This is a genomic window from Neoroseomonas eburnea, from assembly GCF_018129005.1.
Lineage (GTDB): Bacteria > Pseudomonadota > Alphaproteobacteria > Acetobacterales > Acetobacteraceae > Neoroseomonas > Neoroseomonas eburnea.
On record NZ_JAAEDL010000014.1, the window covers coordinates 77,891 to 100,979 of the forward strand.

A 23,089-nucleotide genomic window follows, 5' to 3' on the forward strand; every position below is an offset into this window, starting at 1 on the left:
GCTCCCCCACCAGGCGACACGGTCCCCTGAACCCGCGGTGACTCAAATATCGGTTTCCAAAGGCCTTTCGGCCTTTGGCAGGGAGAGCCCGAGAGGGGCGGCGCCCCTCTCGGAACAGTCTTCTAGATGAAGACCCCCGTCAGCAGCCGAACAGCGATGTTCACCACGATGGCGACGCCGATCACCGCCAGCGTGAAGGTCAGTGCCTTCTCCTGCGGCACGCGCATCACCGTCGGCACGCCGATATAGAGCGTATAGAGCGCGTAGATCGCCCCCGCGAGCGCGACCAACCCGCCAAGGATCGGGATGATGATCGCCGCCCCCGCCACCCAGGCTGCGGTCGGCGCAAAAGCGGCGAGCTTCAGCGCCGCATCCCCATCCTGCGGGCCGCCGAAATTCGGCGCCAGGATCTCGATGATCTTCGCCGTCACGAAGACGCTGGCGACCGAAAGGATATAGCCCACGATCGCGCCGCTGATCGCGGTGAAGAAGAAGCCGAACATCATCATCATCAGCATCCCGGCCACCGCCGGGATCGCCGCGAGGATCATGACGTAGCGGGTGAAGAGCGGCAGGAGCTCGACCGGCTCCCGCTGGATGGTGCGCCACTCCTCTGCCGGGGACAGGATCATCCCCTTCACACGTGCGATCAGCTGTTCCATGCGGTCCCCTTCAGGCCTCGTTCCTGCGGCGATACTGCCCAGGCGTGCCGCGCTGCCGCAAGGGTCGGCGCGCTGGCCGGGCGGCGGGGCTTCTGCCAGCCTGCCGGCCATGTCCGATTCGGCCCTGCCCCGCTGGCGCGACCGCCGCTTCCTGGTGTTGTTGGCGCTCGGCTTCTCCGCCGGCCTTCCGCTGCCGCTGACCGCCTTCACGCTGCGCCAATGGTTCTCGGAATCCGGCGTCTCGCTCGGCGCGATCGGGCTGACGGCGCTGATCGGCCTTGCCTACTCGCTGAAGTTCCTGTGGGCCCCGGTGCTCGACCACGCGGCACCGCCGCTGTTCCGGGCGCTGGGGCGACGGCGGGGGTGGCTCGCTTCGATCCAGCCGGTCCTCGCGCTCGCCATCCTTGCGCTCGGGCTGACCAACCCGGGGGCGGACGCCGCCGTCACGGTGGCAGTCGCCGTGGCCGTGGCCTTCCTTTCGGCCAGCCAGGACATCGTCATCGATGCCTACCGCATCGAGGTGCTGGAGGAGCGCGAACAGGGCTACGGCCTGGCCTGCTATGTCTGGGGCTATCGCGCGGCGCTGCTCGCCGCCGGCGGCGGCGCGCTGGCGATGGCGGAATTCGGTGGCTGGTCCTTTGCCTTCGCCGCCTGCGCGGCGATGGTCGGCGTGGGCTTCGCCGCCGTGCTCGCCGCCCCCGAACCCGGGCGCGCGCCGCCCGAGGCGCCGCCCGACTGGGCCGGCCGACTGCGCGTCGCCATCGTTGAACCTTTCGCCGACTTCCTCAGGCGCCGCTACTGGTTCGCGATTCTTGCCTTCGTCGCCCTGTTCAAGCTGGGCGAGGCGCTGGCCGGCATCATGACGGCGCCCTTCTACCGGGAACTTGGCTTCAGCAGGCTGGAGGTGGCCTCGGTCTCCTCGGTCTTCGGCCTGTTCGCGACCCTGCTGGGGGCGCTGGCGGGCGGCTGGCTGGTGGCGCGCATCGGTACCGGCCGGGCACTGGTCCTGACCGGCATCACGCAGATGCTGTCCAACCTGATGTATGTGGCGCTGGCCCATGCCGGCCACGATATCCGCATGCTGTTCGCCCAGGTGGGGGTCGAGAACTTCACCGACGGCCTCGCCGACGCGGCCTTCGTGACCTACCTCTCGGCGCTGACCAGCCGCTCCTTCACCGCGACACAGTACGCGCTGCTGTCCTCGCTCGCCGCCGTGCCGCTTCGCACGCTCGGCGCGAGTTCCGGCTGGCTGGCGGAGATGCTGGGCTGGCCCAACTTCTTCCTGCTCACGACGGCTGCGGCGCTGCCGGCCATGGGCATCATGCTCTGGCTGCTGAAGAACCTGCCGCCGCCCCCGCCCAAGGAGACCCCGTCCGGATGAGCCCCTGGATCGCCACCCCGCTGCTGCTGCTGGGGTCCAACGTGCTGATGACCTTCGCCTGGTACGGGCATCTCAAGGCGCCGCACTGGCCGCTCTGGCTCGCGATCGTCGTCTCCTGGGGCATCGCGCTGCTGGAATACTGCCTCGCGGTGCCGGCCAACCGCATCGGCTTCACGGCGGGCGCCTTCACGGGCCAGCAGCTCAAGGTCATGCAGGAAGTGATCGCGCTGTCGGTCTTCGCCGGCTTCAGCGTGCTGTTCCTGGGCGAGCCCCTGCGTTGGAACTTCGCGGCCGCGGCGGTCTGTCTCGCCGCCGCGGTCGGGTTCATCTTCCTGCCGGTGAAGTAGCCAGAGGAGGCCAGCATGCGCGTCGGCGTACCCAAGGAAGTGAAGGTCCACGAGTACCGCGTGGGCCTGGTGCCCGGGTCGGTACGGGAACTGGTGCTGCAGGGCCACGAGGTGGTGGTCGAGACCGGCGCCGGCGCCGCCATCGGCTTCCCGGACGAGGCTTACCTCGCCGCCGGCGCGCGCATCGCCCCCGACGCGGCGACGGTCTTCGCCGAGGCTGGGCTGATCGTGAAGGTGAAGGAACCGCAGCCCTTCGAATGGGCGCGGCTGAAGCCCGACCAGGTGCTGTTCACCTACCTGCACCTCGCCCCCGACCCGGAGCAGACCCGCGGGCTGATGCAGTCCGGCTGCACCGCCATCGCCTACGAGACCGTCACCGACGCGCAGGGCGGCCTGCCGCTGCTCGCGCCGATGAGCGAGGTGGCCGGCCGCATGGCCGTCCAGGTCGGTGCCCGCTGCCTGGAGAAGGAGGCCGGCGGCGCGGGCATCCTGCTCTCCGGCGTGCCGGGAGTGCCCTCGGGCCGCGTCGCCATCATCGGCGGCGGCGTGGTCGGGTCGAACGCCGCACGCATCGCCGCGGGCATGCGAGCCCATGTCACGGTGCTCGACCGCAACCCGCGGGTGCTCAATGCGCTCGATGTCGAGTTCAACGGCATGGTCGACACGCTCTTCGCCACGCGCGACGCGGTGGAGCGTACCGTGCTCGACGCCGACCTGGTGATCGGCGCGGTGCTGGTGCCGGGGGCGGCCGCCCCGCGGCTCGTCAGCCGGGAGACAGTCGCGCGCATGCGTCCGGGCAGCGTCATGGTGGATGTCGCGATCGATCAGGGCGGCTGCTTCGAAACCTCCCGCCCCACCACCCATGCCGCGCCGACCTATGTGGTGGACGGCGTGGTGCATTACTGCGTGACGAACATGCCCGGGGCGGTCGCGCGCACCAGCGCGGTCGCGCTCAACAACGCGACCCTGCCCTTCACCCTGCAGATCGCCGAGAAGGGCTGGAAGCGCGCGACGGCGGAGAACCCGCACCTTGCCGCCGGCGTCAACGTGCAGGGCGGTGCGGTGACGCATCCGGCGGTCGCGGCCGCACTGGGGCTGCCCTGCGTGCCGCTTGCGGCGTGAATCCCGAGGCCCGGCCGGATCTCGGCCGACGGCGGCGCCAGCCCTCATGGACGGTTCCCCGCGCGATGCGGCCGTCGCGCGTGGCAAAGAGGCGCACAGACGAAGCTCCACCTGGCCGCCCGCGGGCAGCGGCGCATTCGCCACGCCTTCCCGGGTCAGGCGAAAGCGCACCGTGCAATCGTCCGCCACCTGCTCGGCGGTGGCGAAGCGCGTGCCGGGCGGTGATTCCGAGCTCCGCCATGGCGCCGAACCTGGCGCGGCAGTTCGCCCCGATCGCCGCTTTGCTGGTCAGCGTGATGCCGCGCGCAGGCGTCTCCAGCACCACCTCGTCGGATCACTGCGTCGGGGGCGCCGGCCTCGTCGCTGATATGCGAGGCGACCACCGCAAGATTGCGGGCGATCGCGTCCATGTCGGCATCATTTTGTCATATGATTTGACTATTGCTCGACAGAGAGACTGACGATCTGTCAAGAATGGGGGCATGGAGACGCGCCCCGTGACCGAGCAGCGCCGCACCCTTGGTGCCCTCCTCCGCCTGCCCCATGATGCCCTCCAGCGGGAGATCTACGGCAGCCTCGCCGCCCGCGGCTTTCCCGAGATCCGCCCGGCGCATTCCGCGGTCTTCCGGCATATCGGGCTGCACGGGTCGCGGCTGACGACGCTCGCCGAGCGCGCCGGCATGACCAAGCAATCCATGGCCTATCTGGTGGATGGCCTTGCCGCGGCCGGGCATGTCACCAGCACGCCCGACCCGGATGATGGCCGGGCGCGGATCGTGCGGCTGACGCCGAAGGGGGAACGCGTGCTGGCGGAGTTGCTTGCCCTCAGCGCCGAGGCCGAGGCCCGCGTCGCGGCGCGCATCGGCGATCGGCGCGCCGCCAGGTTGCGCCGCTACCTCGAGCAATGGGTGGCGGCGCTGGAGGCGGGGTAGGCGCCATGCCGCGGAAAGGTTGCCCGGTATCAGGCGCCGATCCCGAGCGCGGGCAACTTCATGCCCATCCGTTTCGCGTGCTCGATGGCGATGTCGTAGCCGGCATCGGCATGGCGCATCACGCCGGTGCCGGGATCGTTCCACAGCACGCGGGCCAGGCGCTTCGCCGCGGCTTCCGTGCCGTCCGCCACGATCACCACGCCGGCATGCTGGGAGAAGCCCATGCCGACCCCGCCGCCATGGTGCAGCGACACCCAGGTCGCGCCCGAAGCCGTGTTCAGCAGCGCATTCAGCAGCGGCCAGTCGGAGACGGCGTCCGAGCCGTCCTTCATCGCCTCCGTCTCCCGGTTGGGCGAGGCGACGGAGCCTGAATCGAGATGGTCGCGCCCGATGACGATCGGCGCCTTCAACTCACCCGTCGCCACCATCTCGTTGAAGGCGAGACCCAGACGGTGCCGGTCGCCCAGGCCCACCCAGCAGATCCGCGCCGGCAGGCCCTGGAAGGAGATGCGCTTGCCCGCCATGTCGAGCCAGGTGTGCAGATGCGCATCATCCGGCAGCAGTTCGCGCACCTTCGCATCCGTCCGCGCGATGTCCTCCGGGTCGCCGGACAGCGCCGCCCAGCGGAACGGCCCGATGCCGCGGCAGAAGAGCGGGCGGATATAGGCCGGCACGAAGCCCGGGAAGTCGAAGGCGTGCTCGACGCCCATCTCCAGAGCCATCTGGCGGATGTTGTTGCCGTAGTCGAGCGTCGGGATGCCGGCGCCGTGGAAGCCGAGCATCGCTTCCACATGCACGGCCATCGACCGCTTGGCCGCAAGCACCGTGCCGGCCGGGTCGCGTTCCCGCCGCTCCTCCCATTCGGCCAGCGTCCAGCCGGCGGGCAGGTAGCCGTTCAGCGGATCATGCGCGCTGGTCTGGTCGGTGACCGCATCGGGACGGATGCCGCGGCGCAGGATCTCCGGAAACACCTCCGCCGCATTGCCGAGCAGGCCGACGGAAATGGCACGGCCTTCGCGCTTCGCCTTGTCGATCATCGCGAGCGCCTGGTCCAGCGTCTCGGCCTTCGCATCGAGGTAGCGCGTGCGCAGGCGCATCTCGATCCGGCTCGGCTGGCATTCCACCGCGATCATCGACGCCCCGGCCATGGTCGCCGCCAGCGGCTGCGCACCGCCCATGCCGCCGAGGCCGCCGGTCAGGATCCACCTGCCCGCGAGGCTGCCGCCGTAGTGCTGGCGGCCGACCTCGGCGAAGGTCTCGTAGGTGCCCTGCACGATTCCCTGGCTGCCGATGTAGATCCACGACCCGGCCGTCATCTGGCCGTACATCATCAGGCCGCGGCGATCGAGCTCATGGAACTTCTCCCAGGTCGCCCAGTGCGGCACCAGGTTGGAGTTCGCGATCAGCACGCGCGGGGAATCCGCCGTGGTGCGGAAGATGCCCACGGGCTTGCCGGACTGGATCAGCAGCGTCTCCTCCGGCTCCAGGCCTTTCAGCGAGGACACGATGCGGTCGAAGGCATCCCAGTCGCGCGCGGCACGGCCGATGCCGCCATAGACGACGAGCTCGTCGGGCTTCTCGGCGACCTCGGGGTCGAGGTTGTTCATCAGCATGCGCATCGCCGCCTCCGCGCCCCAGCTCTGGCAGATGGGGAGAGGGCCACGCGGGGCGGTGACGATGCGGGAATTGGCGATGCGGCTCATGGCTGGACCTTCCTCGATGCGGGCGATTGGAGGGGCTCTGCCCCTCCAAGCCACCCCGCCAAAGGCCGAAAGGCCTTTGGAAACCTCGACCTGGTACTGGGCGCGACTGTCGTGCCGGTGCGCGCAAGGTGACGGTTTCCAAAGGCCTTTCGGCCTTCGGTGGGGTGAGCGCGCGAGGGGCGACGCCCCTCTCGAATCACGTCGCGACGCCGGGCAGCGCCACCCCGGCGGCCGCGGCCAATGCGCCCTGGTTCACGATCTCCGTCGCCGCCGCGATATCCGGCGCGAGGAACCGGTCCGCGAGCAACGGCGCGATGCGCCTGCGCAACGCCGCGTGCACGGCTTCGAGCGGTGCTGAGGAGGCGAGCGGCCGGCGGTGCTCCAGCGCTTCCGCTGCCGCCAGCGCCTCGATCCCGATGATGGACGCGGCGTTCGCCGCCATCTCCAGCAGCCGGTACGCGGCATGCGTCGCCATCGAGACATGGTCCTCCTGGTTGGCGGAGGTCGGCAGCGAATCCACGCTCGCGGGTGCCGCGCGCTGCTTGTTCTCCGACGCCAGCGCCGCCGCCGTGACCTGCGCGATCATCAGCCCCGAATTCAGCCCCGCGTCGCGCGCGAGGAAGGCGGGCAGGCCGCTCATCGCCGGGTCGACCAGCAGGGCGATGCGGCGTTCGGAGAGGCTGCCGATCTCGGCGAGCGCGATGGCGATCTGGTCCGCGGCGAAGGCGACCGGCTCCGCATGGAAGTTCCCGCCGGAGACGATGCTGCCGTCCTCCAGCACCAGGGGGTTGTCGGTGACGGCGTTGGCCTCGATCTCCAGCGTGCGCGCCGCGAAGCGCAGCATGTCGAGCACCGCGCCCATCACCTGCGGCTGGCAGCGCAGCGAATAGGGGTCCTGGACGCGGTCATCGCCGAGGCGATGGCTTTCCCGGATCGGGCTGCCGGCCAGCAGCCCGCGCAGCGCCTCGGCGACCTCCGCCTGGCCGGCATGGCCGCGCAACGCGTGGATGCGCGCATCGAAGGGCGTGTCCGACCCGCGCAGGGCATCCACGGTCATCGCACCGGCGACGAGCGCGGCACGGAAGACGCGCTCAGCGGCGAAGAGGCCAGCCAGGGCAATCGCCGTCGAGACCTGGGTTCCGTTGATCAGGCCGAGTCCTTCCTTCGGCCCGAGCGTGACGGGCGCGAGGCCGGCCGCGCGCAGCGCCTCGGCGGCCGGCATGCCGGGCAGCGCGTCGCCCTCGCCCAGCATCGCCGCCGTCATGTGCGCGAGCGGCGCCAGGTCGCCCGAAGCGCCGACCGAGCCCTTCGCCGGGATCACCGGCAGCACGCCCTTGGCACGCATGGCTTCGATCAGCGCCACGACGTCCCATCGCACGCCGGAGGCGCCACGGCCGAGGCTGGCCGCCTTCATCGCCATGATCAGCCGCACGATGTGTGCCGGCAGGGGTGCGCCGACGCCGCAGGCATGGGACAGGATCAGGTTCCGCTGCAGCGTCGCGAGATCACCATCGCCGATACGCACGGAAGCCAGCTTGCCGAAGCCGGTATTGACGCCGTAGGCCGTCTCGCCCGCTGCGATGACGCGCGCCACCGCCGCCGCACCGCGATCCACCGCATCCCGAGCGGCGGGGTCGAGCGGCAAGGCGGCACCATCGAGAATCGCACCCCAGGCGGAAAGCGGCACCGCCCCCGGCGTCAGCATCGCGCTCATGCGCGCACTCCGTTGTGAAGGCGCATGAAAAGCGGCGAGGGGCCGATCTGCGCGACGAGCTCGGACAGCGTGTCCACCGACCACACGGCAAGGTCGGCATCCTTGCCGGCCTCGATACTGCCGATGCGCTCCGCGCGGCCGAGGGCGCGCGCGGCCTCGATGGTGAAGCCGCGCAGCACTTCGTCCACCGTCATGCCGAACAGCACGCAGGCCAGCGTAGCGGCCACGCGCGGCGATGCGATGGGCGAGGAGCCGGGATTGAGGTCCGTCGCCACCGCCATGCGCGTCCCGGCGGCGCGGAAGGCCGCGATGGGCGGCTTGCGCGTCTCGTTCAGCATCAGGAAGGCGCCGGGCAGCAGCACGGCGACGGTGCCGGCGCGCGCCATGGCCGCCGCACCGTCCGCATTGGTGTATTCGAGGTGATCGGCCGACAGCGCTCCATGCGCTGCGGCGAGCGCGGCGCCGCCACCGTCGCTCAACTGGTCGGCGTGCGACTTCACCGGCAGGCCGGCGGCGCGCGCCGCGACGAAGACGCGCTTGCATTCCTCGGCGCGGAAGGCGATGCCTTCCTGGAACACATCCACCGCATCGGCGAGACCTTCGGCAGCGATGCGCGGGATCATCCGCTCGCAGACCAGGTCGAGATAGGCGGCACGATCCCCGCCCGGCGGTACCGCATGCGCGCCGAGATAGGTGGCGGCGACGGATACGGGCCGCGCTTCCGCCAGCCGCCGCGCGACGCGGAGCTGGCGCAGCTCCGTCTCCTCATCCAGCCCGTAGCCGGACTTGATCTCGACGGTGGTGACACCTTCGGCCAGCAGCGCGTCCAGGCGTTTCACCGACGCCGCCAGAAGCGCCGCCTCCTCCGCCGCGCGGGTGGCGCGCACCGTCGCCGCGATGCCGCCGCCGGACCGTGCGATGTCGGCATAGGATTCGCCCGCCAGCCGCCGCGCGAACTCGTCCGCGCGATTGCCGGCGAAGACGAGATGCGTGTGGCAATCCACCAGCCCGGGCGTCACCCAGCGGCCGGCGCAATCGAACCGCTCCGCTGCCGCGATCTCCGGCGCCTCCGCACGCGGCCCGGCCCAGGCGATGCGCCCGGCAGCGACCGCGATCATCCCATTCTCCACCACGCCGAGCCCGGCCGGCCCCGCCATGGTGGCGAGCCTTGCCCCGGTCAGCAGCAGATCGGCCGTCAGTGCCGCCACGTCCCGCAGCTCCCGCTTTTCTGTGCTGGCCAGGCACGGCCAGCGGAGTTATTGTATAGACATTATTTTGCTCCGGAGCCACACCGATGCGCAAGCTCGTTTTTTCCGAGGCCCTGCTGCCCGAAGGATGGCGGCGCGACGTGCGCGTGGAACTGGACGCCGAAGGCCGCATCGCCGCGGTGGTGCCGGATTCCGAACCGGGCCGCTTCATCGCCGTGCCCGGCCTGCCCAACCTGCATTCCCATGCCTTCCAGCGCGGCATGGCCGGGCTGACGGAGCACGCCGGCGAGTCCGAGGATTCCTTCTGGACCTGGCGCGAGCTGATGTACCGCTTCCTCGCCCACCTCACGCCCGGGGATGTCGAGGCGATCGCGACGCTCGCCTATGCGGAAATGCTGGAGGCCGGCTTCACCCGCGTCGGCGAATTCCACTACCTGCACCATGCGGCGGACGGCGCGCCGCACGCGGACCGCGCGGAGATGGCCGCGCGCATCGCGTCCGCGGCGGACGCCACCGGCATCAACCTGACCCTGCTGCCGTGCTTTTACGCGCATGGCGAGATCGGCGGCGCGCCGCCCGTTCCGGGGCAGCGGCGCTTCCTGAACGACCTCGATGGCTATGCGAGTCTCGTCGAGGGCAGCCGTCGCGCCATCGCGGACCTGCCCGGCGCCGCCTTCGGCCTCGCGCCGCATTCCCTGCGGGCGGCGACGATCGAGGAGATCCGCGTCGTCGCCGCCATGGCACGCCCCGGCGAGCCGCTGCACATCCACGCCGCCGAGCAGGTGAAGGAAGTCGAGGCCTCGGTCCGCATCCTCGGCCGGCCGCCCATCGCGGCGCTGCTCGAAGCCGGGCTGATCGACCCGCGCTGGTGCCTGATCCACGCCACCCACGGGACCGAGCCGGAACTCGCGCGCGTGGCCGAAGCGGGCGCGGTGGTCGGTCTCTGCCCGGTGACGGAAAGCAATCTCGGCGACGGCATCTTCCCCGCCGTGGCCTATCGCGCCGCCGGCGGGCGCTTCGGCGTCGGCACCGATTCCAACGTTCTCATCTCGGCGACGGCCGAGCTGCGCACGCTCGAATACTCCCAGCGCCTGACGAGGCGCACGCGCAATGCGCTTGCCCCGCGCGGCGGTTCGACGGGGCGTGCCTTGTGGCAGGCCGCGGTGGAAGGCGGCGCGCAGGCGCTCGCCGCGGGGCCCGCCGGAATCGTCCGCGGCGCCTACGCCGATTTCGTGCTGCTCGACCCCACCCACCCCGTCTTCGCGGCGCGCGAAGGGGACCGGCGCCTCGACAGCCTGCTGTTCGCGTCCCGCGGCGGCGCGATCCGCGAGGTCTGGGTGCGCGGCGCCCGCGTCGTCGAGGACGGCATCCATCCCCTGCGCGCGGCGGCGGAACGGCGCGTCGGCGCCGTGCTCGCCCGTATCCTCGCGGCATGAGCGCCTTCACCCTCGACGGCGAGGGCCCGCTGCACGGCCAGATCCGCCGCGCGTTGAGCGGCGCCATCCTGACGGGCCGCATCCCGCCCGGCGGCCGCATCCCGCCGGAGAGCGAACTGATGACGCTGTTCGGTGCCTCCCGCATGACGGTTCACCGCGCGCTGGCGGCGCTGGCGGCGGAAGGCCTGGTGCGCCGCAACCGCCGCGCCGGCACGGTCGCGAGCCCGGAGGCACGCGGTCGCGCCGTGTTCGAGATCTGGGACATCGGCGCCGAGATCCGCGCCGCCGGCCATGCGCACCGCTTCGAGATCCTCTCGCGGGCCGTCCGCCAGGCCGGCGACGACGAGCTCGACCTGCCCGCCGCCGCGCGGCTGCTCGACATCGCGACGCGCCATCTTTCGGACGGCGCGCCGATGCAGGTGGAGGAACGGCTGATCAACCTCGCCGCCGCGCCGGCCGCCGCGGAGGAGCCCTTCGCCGCGACGCCGCCCGGCCGCTGGCTGCTCGACCACATCCCCTGGACCGAGGCCGAGCATGCGATCCGCGCCGTCGCCGCCCCGGCGCGCGTTGCCCGGCTGCTCGGGATGAAGGCAGGCGATGCGGCGCTGGTGGTCGAACGCCGCACCTGGAACGGCAGCGTACCGGTCACCTTCGCGCGGCTGTGGCATCCGGGCGATCGCCACCGCCTGGTCGGGCGTTTCTCGGCCGGGGGCTGATATCGCCAGACCTGCCGATGACGGGTCGGCGGCAGGGCGAATGGGCTCCGCGCGCGGGGCGGGCCTGGCGGCCGGCCTGTGATGCAGGAGAGACCGGTGAACATCGTCGACGCGAATGGCGCGGCCATTCCCGCCCTCGGCTTCGCCACATTCAGCATCCCCGGCGTCGACACGCTCCGCATGGTTGGGCAGGTTCCGAAGCACGGCTACCGGCACATCGACACCGCGCAGATCTGAGGCAGTGAGGCCGAGGTCGGCGAAGGCATCGTCGCTTCGGGGGAGCCGCGCCGGGAGATCTTCCTCACGACCAAGGTGTGGGTGGAGAACTATCGGCCCGATGCCTTCCTGCGGTCCATCGATGAGAGCCTGAGCAAGCTTCGCACCGACCATGTCGACCTGCTGCTGCACTGGCCGCGCGACGCCGTGCCGCTCGTCGAGCAGATCGGTGCGCTGAACATGGTCAGGAAGGCGGGGAAGGTGCGCCACATCGGCGTCAGCAACTTCACCACGGCGCTGATGGCCGGGGCGATCCGCCTCAGCGAGGCACCGATCGTCACCAACCAGGTCGAGTACCACCCGCATCTCGATCGGTCGGTTGTGATCGGCGCCGCAGGTGAGGCCGGCGTCGCGGTGACCGCCTATCATGGCATGGCCGATGGAAGGGTGTTCACCGATCCGGTGCTGGCAGGAATCGCCGCGCGCCGCGGCAGGTCGGTCGCGCAGGTCGTGCTGCGCCGGCTGATCCGGCAGAAGGGCGCTGTCGTGCTTTCGAAGACCGTGAGCCCGGCGCGCGCGGCGGAGAACCTCGCGGTCTTCGACTTCGCCCTCTCCAGGCAGGAGATGGCGGCGTTCCACGGCCTGGCGACCGCTGATGGGCGGATCGTCAGCCCGCCTGGCCTGGCCCCCACCGGGGACGATGCCACCGGGCGCTGATCGCCCGATGCCGCGGGCGTGAGGGGGAGAAGGGCAGGCCGGCCCTTTTCCGACAGTGTCGCGCACCCATCTCAGTCGGATCGGTCGAGGCCCAGGGCGTCGATGGTGGCGGTCGCGCGATGCGGCCCGCACGCGTCCGGACCCCGCAAGGGGACGGCGCCGTCGCGCGGACCGGGCGACCTCGGGAAGAATGGAGTCAGACCCGGCCCAATGGATACGGCCCGCGATATCCGCAAGCTCGATCTCGATCTGTTGCGACTCTTCCTCGCCCTGATGGAGGAACGGCACGTCACCCGTGCCGCGGGCAGGCTGTTCCTCTCCCAGCCTGCCGCCTCTCAGCGCCTGGCCCGGCTGCGAACCTTCTTCGGCGATCAGCTTCTGGTGAGCGTGGGCAAGACGCTGCAACCGACGCCGCTCGCCGAGACGCTCTACGCATCGGTGCTGCCGGCGTTGCGCGCGCTCGAACGGGCCGTTGCCATCGACACGCCCTTCGATGCGGCCAATGACGAGAGGGTCTTCCGCCTCGGCGCATCCGACATGGCGGCGTTGATTCTGTTGCCGCGGCTGCTCGCGCGGATGCGGACGGAAGCGCCGCATTGCCGTCTGGTGCTGCGCGAGGGCGACCATCGTCGGCTTCCCGCCCTGCTGGCGCAGAACGAGGTCTCCACCGTCATCGGCTTTCTCGGCGACAACCTTCCGGCCACGGCGCGGCAGAGGAGCCTCGGATCCCTGCGCTGGGTCACGGTGCGTGATGCGGGCAGCCCGGCGGTCGCCTCCCTCGCCGAGTTCTGCGCCCGCCCGCATGCCATGGTGACGGCGGCGGGAGACCTGCATGGCATCGTCGACGAGGCGCTGGAGGCGGTCGGGCAGCGGCGCACCGTCGTCCTCGGCGTGGCGGATTTCGCGATGCTGGCGCCGGCAGTCACCGGCACCGACCTGATTGCCGCCGTGCCGGCGCCCTTCGCGGCGCTGATGGCCGAGGGCGGCGGCATCGCGATCGACGAATTGCCGATCGCTCTCTCCGTGGCTCCGCATGGGATGGCGTGGAACGCCTCGGTCGATCGCGATCCGGCCGAGCGCTGGTTCCGCGCGGCCCTCGCGGCCAGCTACCAGGATGCGCTGCGCGATGCGCGGATCGCGCAGCCGCTCGCGCATGGGTCGCAGGCCGTGCCGCCGCGCGCATCGTCGGCGGCGATGCGCCTCGGCTGAGGCGCGGCGGGCGCGCGGCTCCGACGCGACGGCGCCGCGGTCAGAGCCGGATGTCGAGCCGGCGCAGCAGCGGCCCCCAGCGTTCCGCCTCACGCCGCAGGAAGGCCTCGAAATCGGCGGGCGTGCCGCCGGCGGCGATGATGCCTTCGTTCAGCAGCCGCTCCTTCACCGTCGCATCCGCCGTCGCGGCGGCGCCGGCTGCGTTCAGACGCGCGAGGGCGGCCGGCGGCGTGCGCGCCGGCGCGAGCAGGCCGAACCAGGTGACGGCCACCAGGCCCGGATAGTGCTCGGCGAAGGTGGGCTGGTCGGGCAGGTTCGGCAGCCGCGTCTCACCGGTCCAGCCGATGATCTTCGCGCGGCCGGAGCGCGCCACCGCGAGCCCAGTCGCGCCGCCGACCAGGATCGAATCGAGCGTGCCCGCCAGCAGGTCGTTCATCTGGTGGGCGTCGCCGCGATATCCGACATCCTGCCAGTCGAGGTTCAGCCGCTCCTGGATCAGCGCGCCGGCGATGTGGTTGAAGGACCCGCGGCCGTTGTGCCCCCAGGTCACCTTGCCCGGGTTGGAACGGACATGGGCGACGAAGCCTGCCAGCGTGTCGGGGATCCCCGGCCGGACCGCGATGCAGAAGGGCAGCGTCGCGACATGGACGACCGGCGCGAAATCCTCCGGCCTGTAGGGTAGATTGCGGCCGATCAGCGGATTGATCGTCAGCGTGGTGCCGGAGGACATCAGCAGCGTATGGCCATCGGGCGCTGCGCGCGCCACCGCCTCCGCGCCGATCACGGTCTGCGCGCCGGGCTTGTTGTCGATCATCACGTTCTGGCCGAGCAGCGGCGCCATCCTTTCCGCCAGCAGCCGTGCCGTGACGTCGGTGGAGCCGCCCGGCGGGAAGGGCACGACGATCGTGACGGGGCGGGAAGGCGACCACGCTCCCTGCGCCCGAGCCGCGCCCGCCGCCGCCATACCCAGCGCCGGCAGTGCGCGCCGGCCGATGGTGAAGGTCATTGCCGTCTTCCTCCCACGCGTTCCTTCGCGGGAGCCTGCCATCGGCCGCGCGGCCTTGCCACCGTGCAAAACCTCAGCGCCGCGTCAGCGCCACCAGGTAGCGGCACGGCTTCGAGCGCGACGGGTTGCGGAAGGCGTGGCCCTGCGGGGCCTCGAGGTCGAAGGCAAGGCAATCCCCGGCTTCCAGCAACGTCTCCTCGGCGCCTTCCTCCACCGTCAGCCGGCCTGCGAGCACCCAGACCACCTGCCCGCGCAGGAAGGCGAAGGAACTGGCCGTGTAGTCCACGTGCGCCCCCGGCGGCAGTTCCACCTCGACCAGTTCCGGATCGGCGGCGGGCGGCGAGACGGCGCGCCGCAGGTACTTCGTCGCCGGATCGGTCCAGACCGGCTGCGCCGCCGCCCGCGCAACACGGGAAGCGCCGGCATCAGCCTCGGCGCGCGCCAGCAGCGTCGAGACGGTCAGATGCAGCGCGCCCGACAGCCGGCCGAGCAGCGCCGCCGTCGGGCTGGCCTCGGCCCGTTCCACCTTGCTGATCATGGCGCGGGAGACGCCGGAGGCGGCGGCGAGCTTGGCGATGGACCAGCCGCGCGCCTCCCTTTCCCGCTTCAGGCGGCGGGCGATCAGCAGGTCGAGCGAGGTTGCGTCCGCATTGTCCAGGATAGTGGACATGCATCCAGGATAGTGGATACTTCGCCGCATGACCATGCCCCCACCCCGCGGCCACAATGGCGGGCCGCCGCTCGAGGATGACGACGATCCCGCCGGCTGGCGGAGCTGGTGCTGGCGGCGGGCGCGCAAGCGCGCCTGGAAGACCCCGCCGCCCGAAATCGCCCTGCGGCGGCTGGCGCGGGCGGAGGAGCTCGGCATGACCTACAAGGAATACACGCTCGAGATCCTCGAACGCGGACGTCACCTGTGACGCTGCGGATCACGGAAGGCGGGCTGGACGATCGGCGCGTCGTCGAACTGCTCGGCACCCACCTGGCGAAGGCCCGCGCGAACACCGCCGAGGGCTTCGCCTTCGCCCTCGACCTCTCGGGGCTGCGCGCGCCGGGGATCACCTTCTGGAGCGCGTGGGAGGACGACACGCTGCTCGGCGTCGGCGCGCTGAAGCGCCTCTCCCCCGGTCATGGCGAGGTGAAGTCCATGCACACGGCCGAGGCCGCGCGGCGGCGCGGAATCGGCGGGGCGATGCTGCGGCACATCATGGCCGAGGCGCGCGCGACAGGGATGACGCGGCTCAGCCTCGAAACCGGCACCAGCGCCTATTTCCAGCCGGCGGTGGCGCTGTACCGGCGACATGGCTTCGTCGAATGCGGAGCGTTCGGGGACTATGTGCCGAGCGCGGAGAACCAGTTCCTGACGCTGGACCTGGCGTAGCGGGGCGCACCTTCGCCTCGGATCGGGGGAGGGCTCCGCCCTCCCCGAACCCCACGCCGCTTTCAGGGAGGGCTCCGCCCTCCCCGAACCCCACGCCGCTTTCAGGGAGGGCTCAGCCCTCCCCGAACCCCTCCGGCCAAAGGCCAAAAGGCCTTTGGAAACCATCACTTTCGGAAGCGCTTGGGGCGGCCGGAGCCGCCTCACGTTCTGGGTTCCAAGGGTCTTTCGGCCCTTGGCGGGCTTGGCGGCTCGGCCGCCAAGGTCCGGAGAAGGGCAGCGCCCCTCTCCGCGGAGCTACCGCCCCTTCGCCTTCCGCCACGCCTCGTAGATTGGCCGATTGGCGGCATCGGTCATCGGATACAACCCGCGGATCGTATGCCCGGCGGCGACCCGTTCCTGCACGAAGTCCTCGAACACCGTCTGCTCGAAAGCTTCCTCCGCGACATCGTCGGCGATGTGCGCCGGGATGCAGACCACGCCCTCCCCGTCGCCCACCATCACGTCGCCCGGATGCACGCCGACGCCCGCGCAGGCCACCGGCACATCGAGGTCCACGCAATGGTGGTGGATCAGGTTGGTCGGCGCCGAGGGCTGCGCATGATAGGCGGGCCAGCCCATCGCCGCGATCTCCGGGCTGTCGCGGAACCCGCCATCGGTCACGGCACCTGCAACGCCGCGCGCCTTCAGCCGCGTGATGAGGATGCCGCCCGCGGAGGCCGCCCGCGCATCGCCGCGGCTGTCGATGACGAAGACCGCGCCGGGCGGGCATTCCTCCACGCCCCTGCGCTGCGGATGCGTCGGGTCCTTGAAGACGTCGAGCACATCGAGGTCCTCCCGCGCCGGGATGGTGCGCAGCGTGTAGGCCGGGCCGACCATGCGCGGCCCCTTCGGGTCCAACGGCTTCAGCGCCAGGAACACGTTGCGGAAGCCACGCTTGAACAGCACGGTCGTCAGCGTGGCGGTGGAGACCTCGGCGAGCTTCGCGCGCGTCGTGTCCTTCATGGCGTCTCCTATTCCGTGGCCTTGCCGATGTTCCAGTACACCGGCACCGGCGAGTCGAGAATGCCACGAAGCTGCGCCGAATATCCCCGCACCAGGCTGAACTGGCCGAGCGGCACATAGGGCACCGTCTCCGTCGCGCGGCGGTGATATGCTTCCGCGGCGGCGCGGCGCTGTTCCTCGGTGGTGGCGGCGATGAAGCCGTCGCGGATGCGTTCCATCTCCGCGTCGCAGGGCCAGCCGGGCAGGGCGGTGCGCTCGCAGGCGGAGCGCATCGCGTTGTGGCCGGACGGGTCCATGCCGTCGAGCCCGGTGGGCGCCGACACGAACAGCCCCCAGCCGCCCTGCGCCACCGGATTGCGCGACAGGCGCCGCTGGATCAGCGTCGCCCAGTCCATCGCCTGCACGTCCACGTTCATCCCGACCCGCCGCAGCAGATCCGCCGAGACCAGCGCGAAGGTGTGGGAGATGGTGGAATCCTGCGCGTCCAGCACCACGACCGGCGTGCCGTCATAGCCGCTTTCGGCCACCGCGCGCCGCGCCGCCTCCAGGTTCGGCGTCACCCAGCCGACCTCGGTCCGGTGCGGGGAAGTGCAGGTGTAGTAGGATCGGCAGTCACGCCACAGCGAGGCCTCGGTCATGTAGGCCGGCATGGCGTGGGCGGGGTCCACCAGCAGCCGCATCGCCTGGCGCAGACGCGGATTGTCGAAGGGCGGCACGGCCTGGTTCATGCGGAAGATGGCCTGCACGCCGACGCTGTCCTGCGGCCCGATGCGCAGGTTGCGGTTGCGCCGCACCACGGGGAAAAGGTCCGGCGGCAATTCCTCGAAGATGTCGATCTCGCCGGTCATCAGCGCGTTCAGCGCGGTCTGCGCGTCAGGCAGGTAGACCCATTCGACGCGCGCGACGCCCGCCCGCTTGCCGCCCGCGAGCCCATCCGGCGGTTCCGCCCGCGGCACATAGGCGGCGTTGCGGCGGTAGGTCACGCGGTCGCCGACGCGCCAATCCTCCCGTCGCAGGGTGAAGGGGCCGGACCCGGTGGGATCGGTGATCGGCGTCGTCGCCGGCGTCGCGGCGACGCGTGCCGGCATGATGAAGGGCGGCTGGCCGGACGGCTTCGACAGCGCCTGCAGCATCAGCCCGAAAGGCTGGCGCAGCACGATGCGGAAGCTCCGCGCATCGACCGGCTCCATCGCCGTGCTGAGCGCGACGATCTGCTGGCCGAGCCCGTCGCGCACCGCCCAGCGGCGGAGGCTCGCGATGACATCCTCGGTCGTCACCGGCGCGCCGTCGTGGAAGGCAAGGCCCTCGCGCAGCGTGAAGGTCCAGGTCTTGCCATCCTCGCTGACGGTCCAGCGCTCGACCATCTGCGGCCGCACCTCGAGCCGCGCGTCCAGCGCGAAGAGCGTGTCGTAGACCATGTAGCCGTGGTTGCGCGCCATGTATTCGGGACTGATGAAGGGGTCGACCGAGCGCAGGTCCCCGAACAGCTTCACGCGCAGCGCATTGGGATCGCCCCGCCCCTGCGCCAGGGCCGGCGGCGCGGCCGCGCCGAACAAGAGGGCGGCGCACAGCGCCACGGCACGACGGTCCATCGCGTTTCCTTCCCCTTTCCGGTTCGGCTTTCCGCCGTCCCGCGACTACGATCCAATGCGCGGGGTCGAACGACAAGCAGGATTCGTCCCGCAGGCGAAAAGGACCGCCCATGCACGACAATGGCGCCCAGAAGCGCTCCCGTTCCTTTCTGCTCGCCGTCGAGGACCAGGAATTCCTGCTGCGCGACGAGATGCGTCCCTTCCGCTTCGGCATGGAATACGCCAAGGCGGAATACGCGCTGCGCGACTGGGGCGTGCGCTCGACCGTCGTGGTCTTCGGCTCGGCCCGCGTGCCGAGCCCGGAGGAGGTGCAGGCCCTCGCCGCTACCGCCCGCTCGCCGGCCCAGAAGCGGGCGGCGAAGCACGCCGCCGAACAATCCCGCATGTACGAGGAAGCGCGCGCCTTCGCGCGCATCGTCTCGCTGCGCGGCGGGGCGCTCGCGGTCACCGGGGCGCCGCGGGACAACGTGATCGCCACCGGCGGCGGCCCGGGGATCATGGAAGCCGCGAACCGCGGCGCCGCCGAGGCCGGTGCTCCCTCCATCGGCTTCAACATCACCCTGCCGCACGAGCAGAATCCCAACGCCTGGTCCACCCCGGCGCTGACCTTCCGCTTCCACTACTTCGCGATGCGCAAGATGCACCTCGCCATGCGCGCCAATGCGCTGGCGGTCTTCCCCGGCGGCTTCGGCACCTTCGACGAGCTGTTCGAGCTGCTGACGCTGGTGCAGACCAACAAGGCATCTCCCCGCCCGATCGTGCTGTTCGGCCGCGCCTTCTGGGAGAACGCGGTGAACTTTCCCCTGCTGGTCGAGCACGGGATGATCGACCCGAAGGACTTGGAGCTCTTCGAGGTGGTGGACAGCCCGGAGGAAGCCTGGGCGAGCCTGGTGCGGCGCGGGCTGGAGGCGCGGCCCCTGCCCGCCGCGGTCGAGCCGCCGCTGGTCGTGCCGAAGCACCGGCGGCGGCCGGAACAGGAACGCATGAAACCGCCGGTGCCGCGGAAGTAGCGTCGCGGCCTCGGCTTGCGCGGGGCGCAGCGTGCGGGTCGAGGGGGGGCTTTGCCCCCTCGAGTTCCCCCAGCAGGGGACACGGTCCCCTGCACCCGCGGATACCAAAGTATCGGTTTCCAAAGGCCTTGAGCCTTTGGCAGGGTGAGCCCGAGAGAGGCGGCGCCCCTCTCGCCCGCGTGAGCAAAGGCTGCGCTACAGTGGCACCAGGTGGTTGTCCCAGCGCATCCGGCCGAGCCGCTCTCCGGCAAGCTCGGTCCGCGCACCATGCGCATGGATCAGCGCCGCACCGCCCAGGCCCGACGTCACCACGAAGCCGCCCGGTGCGGCAGCGACGCCACATCCGTCGGCCATGGCGAACCGCGCACGGACACGGCGCGTGCGCGCTTCGATCAGCAGGCCGGCGCCGCCGCGCGGGCTGGTCACCGCGACCAGCTCGCCATCCGGTGCCGCCGCCGCGCTGCCGATGTAATTGTCGAGCGTGCGCCACAGCTCGGGCGCCGCCTCCAGCGCTGCCAGCGCTCCGCCCTTGGTGGCGGCGACGAGCGGCGGGCGCTCGTGACGCGGCCCTTCATGCTGCATGGCGACGAAGACCTCGCCATCCGCGCCGATCGCGAGATGGCGGAGCGAAAGCAGCGTTTCCTCCTCCTCGGCCAGTCGGTACCGCGCGATGAGCGCGCCGCTCGTCGCGTCGAGCTGCACGAGGCTGCTCTCGAAGCTCTCGAGGTCGAGGCGTACGCGCGGCAGGCGCGGATCCGCGCGGATGCCGCCATTGGCCACCCAGAGCCGGCGGCCATCGGGCGTCAGGCGGATGTCGTGCGGATCGGCGCCGCCGGTCGCGAATTCGCCGATGCGCGCGAAGCCGCGGCGCGCGGCGTAGACACCCACCACGCCCTCGCCCGCGCCATCGATCTCGGTCGCGTAGAGCAGCGCGCCATCGATGGAGAAGGCACCGTGGCCGCAGAACCAGCGCCCGGTGGCGCGGTCGATCCTGGCCCGCCGGCGCCCGGTCACCGGGTCGAGCACCAGCGCGAACTCACCCGGCCGCCGCGCGAAGAGCGCCACCGCCTCGCCGCCGGGTGCGAGCGCGGCGCCGTGGCCGCGGGCCGGCAGGGGCAGATCGAAGCGCATGGCGCCGTCCAGCCCGAAGGCGACGGCGCGCCAGCCACCCCCGGCATCCGCCGCGGCGGAGAGGAAGGCCGGCCCGCCCGCCGGCGCGGGTCGCGCTGCCGCAAGTCCCACCAGGCCGAGCGCGCTTCGCCGTCCGATGCCCGTCATCAGTCGCCATCCATCGAATTGAAACCCATCGGCAGGCCGAGCGCCGGCGCCCCGCGTTCGCCGAGCAACCTGCGCAGCGTGCCCAATGCGCGCAGCAGCTCCTCCACCGCGGCGCGGCCGCCGGCCTGGACCACCGCGCTCTCAAGGCTCGGGACGATGCGTCCGGCTGCGGCCGCGGATCTGGCGAAGCCCTCCGCGACCTGCCTCGCCACGGTCGGGTTCGCCGCGGCGAGCATCGGCGCGAAGGCTGCCGCCCAGAGTTCCTGCTGGGCCGCGAGGGAGGCCCGGACCAGGGCCAGGGACTGGCCGCTGCGCCAGGCCTCTGCACGGCGGGGAAAGGCCTCCCGCAGCGAAGGGCCGAGCGTGCGGGCCACCTGCCGCTCGGCGAGGAACTCCAGCCCGCCCGACAGGCTCTTGAACAGCATGAGCAGGCCGTCCTGCGGCGAGCGGTACGGTCCGTCGGGCGTCCCCTCCATCCCGGTGCCGTAGGGCGCGTCCGGCCGGGTCCAGGCCGTTTCCAGGTCGCGGGCGATGACCGCGAGGTTGGCGCCGATCGCGCCAAGCAGCGTCCCGCGGAAGCGCTGTTCGGCAAGGCGCGCCGCCTCATCGCCGAAGAGCAGGCGCTCCGCCGCCGGCAGCCCCTGCGCGGCGACGCGGCCGCGCGCGAAGGCCTCGGGCGAGACCAGGGCGGGGTCGGCGGCGCGCAGCAGCTCGGCCATCTCCCGCCCGATGCTGTTGCGGACATCGGGGAAGAAGGCGATGCGGAAGCCGCGGTCGCGTTCCTCCATCGGGCCGAAGCGCAGATGGCGGATGCCCTGGAAAGCAAGCGCCGCCGCGATCCAGGTGGTGCGGGCGGCATCCATCTGCGCCGGGCCATGCGCCGCCGTCGCCGCGGCGGCGGCGAAGCCGCGCGTCGCCTCGGCGAAGGCGGCGTGGCGCGGCAGGATGTGGGTGGCGACGGCGCGGCGGAGCGCCTCCCGCTGCGCGGCAGGTGCGGGCGCGGGCGTGCGCGCGGGCTGGGCATGCGCCGAGGCCGGGACCAGCAGCGCGGCGGCGAGGAAGGTCCGGCGGTTCGGCATCACAGACTGTCCAGGAAGGCGAGCAGGGCGGCGCGGTCGGCCGGGGAAAGGCCGACCACGCGGTCGCGCGCCGCCTGTGCCTCGCCGCCATGCCAGAGGACTGCCTCCAGCGCATTGCGGGCGCGCCCGTCGTGCAGAAGCTGCGTGTGGCCGCTGACGGTGCGGGTATGGCCGAGGCCCCAGAGCGGCGGCGTGCGCCATTCGCGGCCGTCGGCATCGCCTTCGGGACGGTGGTCGGCCAGGCCCTCGCCCATGTCGTGCAGCAGCAGGTCGGAATAGGGCCAGATGCGCTGGCCGGAATGCTCCGGCCGTCCGGGCATCTGCGCGGTGGTGAAGGACGGGCGATGGCAGGCGGTGCAGCCGATGTCGCGGAACAGGGCACGGCCGCGCAGCGCCTGGGGCGTCGGGGTGGCGCGCAGCGGCACGCCGAGGTTGCGCGCGTAGAACACCGTCAGGTCGAACAGGCGCGGATCGACCTCCGGCTCTCCGGGCGCCGGCGCGCCGTCCGGGGCCGCGCGGCAGGCCGCCTGCGCTGCCGTACATTCGCCCCAGCCCGCCGGATGCAGCCGGGTGGCGAGGCCCATATCGGCGCTGAAGGCGTCGGCGACCTGGTCCTCCATGGTCGGCGCCAGCGCCTTCCAGCCGAAGCGGCCAAGCGCGGCGGTGCCGAGATGCGCGCTGCGCACGCGGGCGGCGCGGCCGGAGACGCCATCCCCGTCGCGATCCTCCGGGTCGGCCTGGGCGAGGATGTCGGCCTCCGCCACCGCCTCCAGCAGGCCAAGCCCGATCATCGGCGGCGCGACGCGCGGGGAGAGCAGGACGCCCGGCGCAGGCGGCCCGTAGGCCCAGCCCTCGATGCGCCAGGCCGGGCGGCGCAGCCGCGCCGTCTCGCCGCCGGCGAGCGCCACCACCTCCTCGCTCCAGTCGGCCACGACGCGGCCCTCGGCCGGATGGCCCTGGATGCCGAAGGTCTGGAGCTGCACGCCGTAGGTCGGGTCCGGCCGGCCATCGGGCGTGGACAGCCGCACCAGCAGGGAGGACGCGGCCTCACCCGCTTCCGGCGGGCGGCCGCGCCCGTCGCGCATGTGGCAGGACTGGCATCCGCGCGCGTTGTAGAGCGGGCCGAGCCCATCCGAACTCGTGGTCGAGGAGGGCGAGGACACCCACAGCTTGCGGAACACCCCGTCGCCGACGCGGAAATCGAGCAGCCGGTCGAAGGGCAGCGTCGCCGAGGGCTGCGAGAAGGCGCGGGCGTCGCGGGCGACGCGCACGCTGGCCGCGCCGCCCGGCATCAGCTCCGTCGGGTCCGGCCGGTCGTCCGCCGCCACGGCGCCGGCGAGCAGCACCGCGCCGGCCAGCAGGATCAGCCGGCGCATGC

The 23,089-nt window shown here is 71.8% G+C and carries 23 protein-coding genes and 1 pseudogene; 13 read left to right on the top strand and 11 right to left on the bottom strand.

Annotation, left to right across the window (positions count from 1 at the left end; genetic code table 11):
- Positions 1-122: 122 nt before the first annotated feature.
- The gene (locus GXW74_RS15130) at positions 123-662 is read right to left on the bottom strand and encodes a Yip1 family protein (RefSeq protein WP_211847348.1); all 540 of its coding nucleotides are present in this window, start codon (positions 660-662) and stop codon (positions 123-125) included.
- Positions 663-771: 109 nt separating this feature from the next.
- On the opposite strand from GXW74_RS15130, the gene GXW74_RS15135 reads away from it, so the two are divergent.
- From GXW74_RS15135 to GXW74_RS15155, 5 genes are all read left to right on the top strand, one after another.
- Positions 772-2,043 (top strand): AmpG family muropeptide MFS transporter, encoded by a 1,272-nt coding sequence (locus GXW74_RS15135; RefSeq protein WP_211847349.1) that lies wholly within the window; start codon positions 772-774, stop codon positions 2,041-2,043.
- Positions 2,040-2,390, top strand: coding sequence for a DMT family protein (locus tag GXW74_RS15140; RefSeq protein WP_211847350.1), 351 nt, complete (start codon positions 2,040-2,042; stop codon positions 2,388-2,390). The genes GXW74_RS15135 and GXW74_RS15140 overlap by 4 nt, the downstream gene beginning before the upstream one ends.
- A gap of 15 nt (positions 2,391-2,405) precedes the next feature.
- Complete coding sequence (ald, locus tag GXW74_RS15145; protein ID WP_211847351.1) at positions 2,406-3,512, top strand: alanine dehydrogenase; 1,107 nt, start codon at positions 2,406-2,408, stop codon at positions 3,510-3,512.
- 239 nt (positions 3,513-3,751) lie between these two features.
- Entirely contained in the window at positions 3,752-3,973 is a 222-nt protein-coding gene (locus GXW74_RS15150; RefSeq protein WP_211847352.1) for a hypothetical protein, read from the top strand.
- A gap of 21 nt (positions 3,974-3,994) precedes the next feature.
- Positions 3,995-4,444, top strand: coding sequence for a MarR family winged helix-turn-helix transcriptional regulator (locus GXW74_RS15155; protein WP_211847353.1), 450 nt, complete (start codon positions 3,995-3,997; stop codon positions 4,442-4,444).
- Between the two features lie 29 nt (positions 4,445-4,473).
- On the opposite strand, the gene hutU is transcribed toward GXW74_RS15155, so the two are convergent.
- The 3 genes from hutU to hutI form a co-directional block, all read right to left on the bottom strand.
- Positions 4,474-6,147 (bottom strand): urocanate hydratase, encoded by a 1,674-nt coding sequence (hutU, locus tag GXW74_RS15160; protein ID WP_211847354.1) that lies wholly within the window; start codon positions 6,145-6,147, stop codon positions 4,474-4,476.
- Positions 6,148-6,343: 196 nt separating this feature from the next.
- The gene (gene hutH, locus GXW74_RS15165) at positions 6,344-7,861 is read right to left on the bottom strand and encodes a histidine ammonia-lyase (RefSeq protein WP_211847355.1); all 1,518 of its coding nucleotides are present in this window, start codon (positions 7,859-7,861) and stop codon (positions 6,344-6,346) included.
- Positions 7,858-9,069, bottom strand: coding sequence for an imidazolonepropionase (hutI, locus tag GXW74_RS15170; protein WP_408903878.1), 1,212 nt, complete (start codon positions 9,067-9,069; stop codon positions 7,858-7,860). The genes hutH and hutI overlap by 4 nt, the downstream gene beginning before the upstream one ends.
- Positions 9,070-9,155: 86 nt before the next feature.
- On the opposite strand from hutI, the gene GXW74_RS15175 reads away from it, so the two are divergent.
- The 5 genes and pseudogenes from GXW74_RS15175 (at position 9,156) to GXW74_RS15190 (ending at position 13,363) form a co-directional block, all read left to right on the top strand.
- A complete protein-coding gene (locus GXW74_RS15175) occupies positions 9,156-10,505 on the top strand; it encodes a formimidoylglutamate deiminase (RefSeq protein ID WP_211847356.1) in 1,350 nt (449 codons plus the stop codon).
- Complete coding sequence (locus GXW74_RS15180) at positions 10,502-11,221, top strand: UTRA domain-containing protein (protein ID WP_211847357.1); 720 nt, start codon at positions 10,502-10,504, stop codon at positions 11,219-11,221. The genes GXW74_RS15175 and GXW74_RS15180 overlap by 4 nt, the downstream gene beginning before the upstream one ends.
- Before the next feature lie 96 nt (positions 11,222-11,317).
- Complete coding sequence (locus GXW74_RS28010; protein ID WP_246523391.1) at positions 11,318-11,458, top strand: hypothetical protein; 141 nt, start codon at positions 11,318-11,320, stop codon at positions 11,456-11,458.
- 15 nt (positions 11,459-11,473) lie between these two features.
- Positions 11,474-12,154: pseudogene (locus GXW74_RS15185) on the top strand (aldo/keto reductase); the annotation flags it as partial.
- A 210-nt stretch (positions 12,155-12,364) separates the two neighbouring features.
- Positions 12,365-13,363: a LysR family transcriptional regulator gene (locus GXW74_RS15190; protein WP_211847358.1), complete on the top strand. Its 999-nt coding sequence runs from the start codon at positions 12,365-12,367 to the stop codon at positions 13,361-13,363.
- Positions 13,364-13,403: 40 nt separating this feature from the next.
- Here the strand turns inward: GXW74_RS15190 and GXW74_RS15195 are convergent, their stop codons facing one another.
- On the bottom strand, positions 13,404-14,369 hold the full coding sequence (locus GXW74_RS15195) for a Bug family tripartite tricarboxylate transporter substrate binding protein (protein WP_211847359.1): 966 nt from the start codon (positions 14,367-14,369) through the stop codon (positions 13,404-13,406).
- 73 nt (positions 14,370-14,442) lie between these two features.
- Positions 14,443-15,039 (bottom strand): helix-turn-helix domain-containing protein, encoded by a 597-nt coding sequence (locus GXW74_RS15200; RefSeq protein WP_211847360.1) that lies wholly within the window; start codon positions 15,037-15,039, stop codon positions 14,443-14,445.
- Between the two features lie 28 nt (positions 15,040-15,067).
- On the opposite strand from GXW74_RS15200, the gene GXW74_RS15205 reads away from it, so the two are divergent.
- Positions 15,068-15,289 (top strand): hypothetical protein, encoded by a 222-nt coding sequence (locus GXW74_RS15205; RefSeq protein WP_211847361.1) that lies wholly within the window; start codon positions 15,068-15,070, stop codon positions 15,287-15,289.
- A complete protein-coding gene (locus GXW74_RS15210; protein ID WP_211847362.1) occupies positions 15,286-15,750 on the top strand; it encodes a GNAT family N-acetyltransferase in 465 nt (154 codons plus the stop codon). Before GXW74_RS15205 ends, GXW74_RS15210 begins: the two co-directional genes overlap by 4 nt.
- A gap of 294 nt (positions 15,751-16,044) precedes the next feature.
- On the opposite strand, the gene GXW74_RS15215 is transcribed toward GXW74_RS15210, so the two are convergent.
- Positions 16,045-16,752 carry a ribonuclease activity regulator RraA gene (locus GXW74_RS15215; RefSeq protein WP_211847363.1) on the bottom strand — a complete coding sequence of 236 codons (708 nt, stop codon included), beginning with the start codon at positions 16,750-16,752 and terminating at the stop codon, positions 16,045-16,047.
- Positions 16,753-16,760: 8 nt separating this feature from the next.
- On the bottom strand, positions 16,761-18,344 hold the full coding sequence (locus tag GXW74_RS15220; RefSeq protein ID WP_211847364.1) for an ABC transporter substrate-binding protein: 1,584 nt from the start codon (positions 18,342-18,344) through the stop codon (positions 16,761-16,763).
- A 110-nt stretch (positions 18,345-18,454) separates the two neighbouring features.
- Here GXW74_RS15220 and GXW74_RS15225 point away from each other — a divergent pair, with 110 nt between their 5' ends.
- A complete protein-coding gene (locus GXW74_RS15225; protein WP_211847365.1) occupies positions 18,455-19,354 on the top strand; it encodes an LOG family protein in 900 nt (299 codons plus the stop codon).
- A 195-nt stretch (positions 19,355-19,549) separates the two neighbouring features.
- Here GXW74_RS15225 and GXW74_RS15230 read toward each other — a convergent pair whose 3' ends face one another.
- The 3 genes from GXW74_RS15230 to GXW74_RS15240 are packed head-to-tail and all read right to left on the bottom strand — an operon-like array spanning position 19,550 to position 23,087.
- Positions 19,550-20,632 (bottom strand): DUF1513 domain-containing protein, encoded by a 1,083-nt coding sequence (locus tag GXW74_RS15230; RefSeq protein ID WP_211847366.1) that lies wholly within the window; start codon positions 20,630-20,632, stop codon positions 19,550-19,552.
- A complete protein-coding gene (locus GXW74_RS15235; protein WP_211847367.1) occupies positions 20,632-21,711 on the bottom strand; it encodes an imelysin family protein in 1,080 nt (359 codons plus the stop codon). The genes GXW74_RS15230 and GXW74_RS15235 overlap by 1 nt, the downstream gene beginning before the upstream one ends.
- Positions 21,711-23,087 (bottom strand): di-heme oxidoreductase family protein, encoded by a 1,377-nt coding sequence (locus tag GXW74_RS15240; protein WP_211847368.1) that lies wholly within the window; start codon positions 23,085-23,087, stop codon positions 21,711-21,713. Before GXW74_RS15240 ends, GXW74_RS15235 begins: the two co-directional genes overlap by 1 nt.
- Between the last annotated feature and the right edge of the window lie 2 nt (positions 23,088-23,089).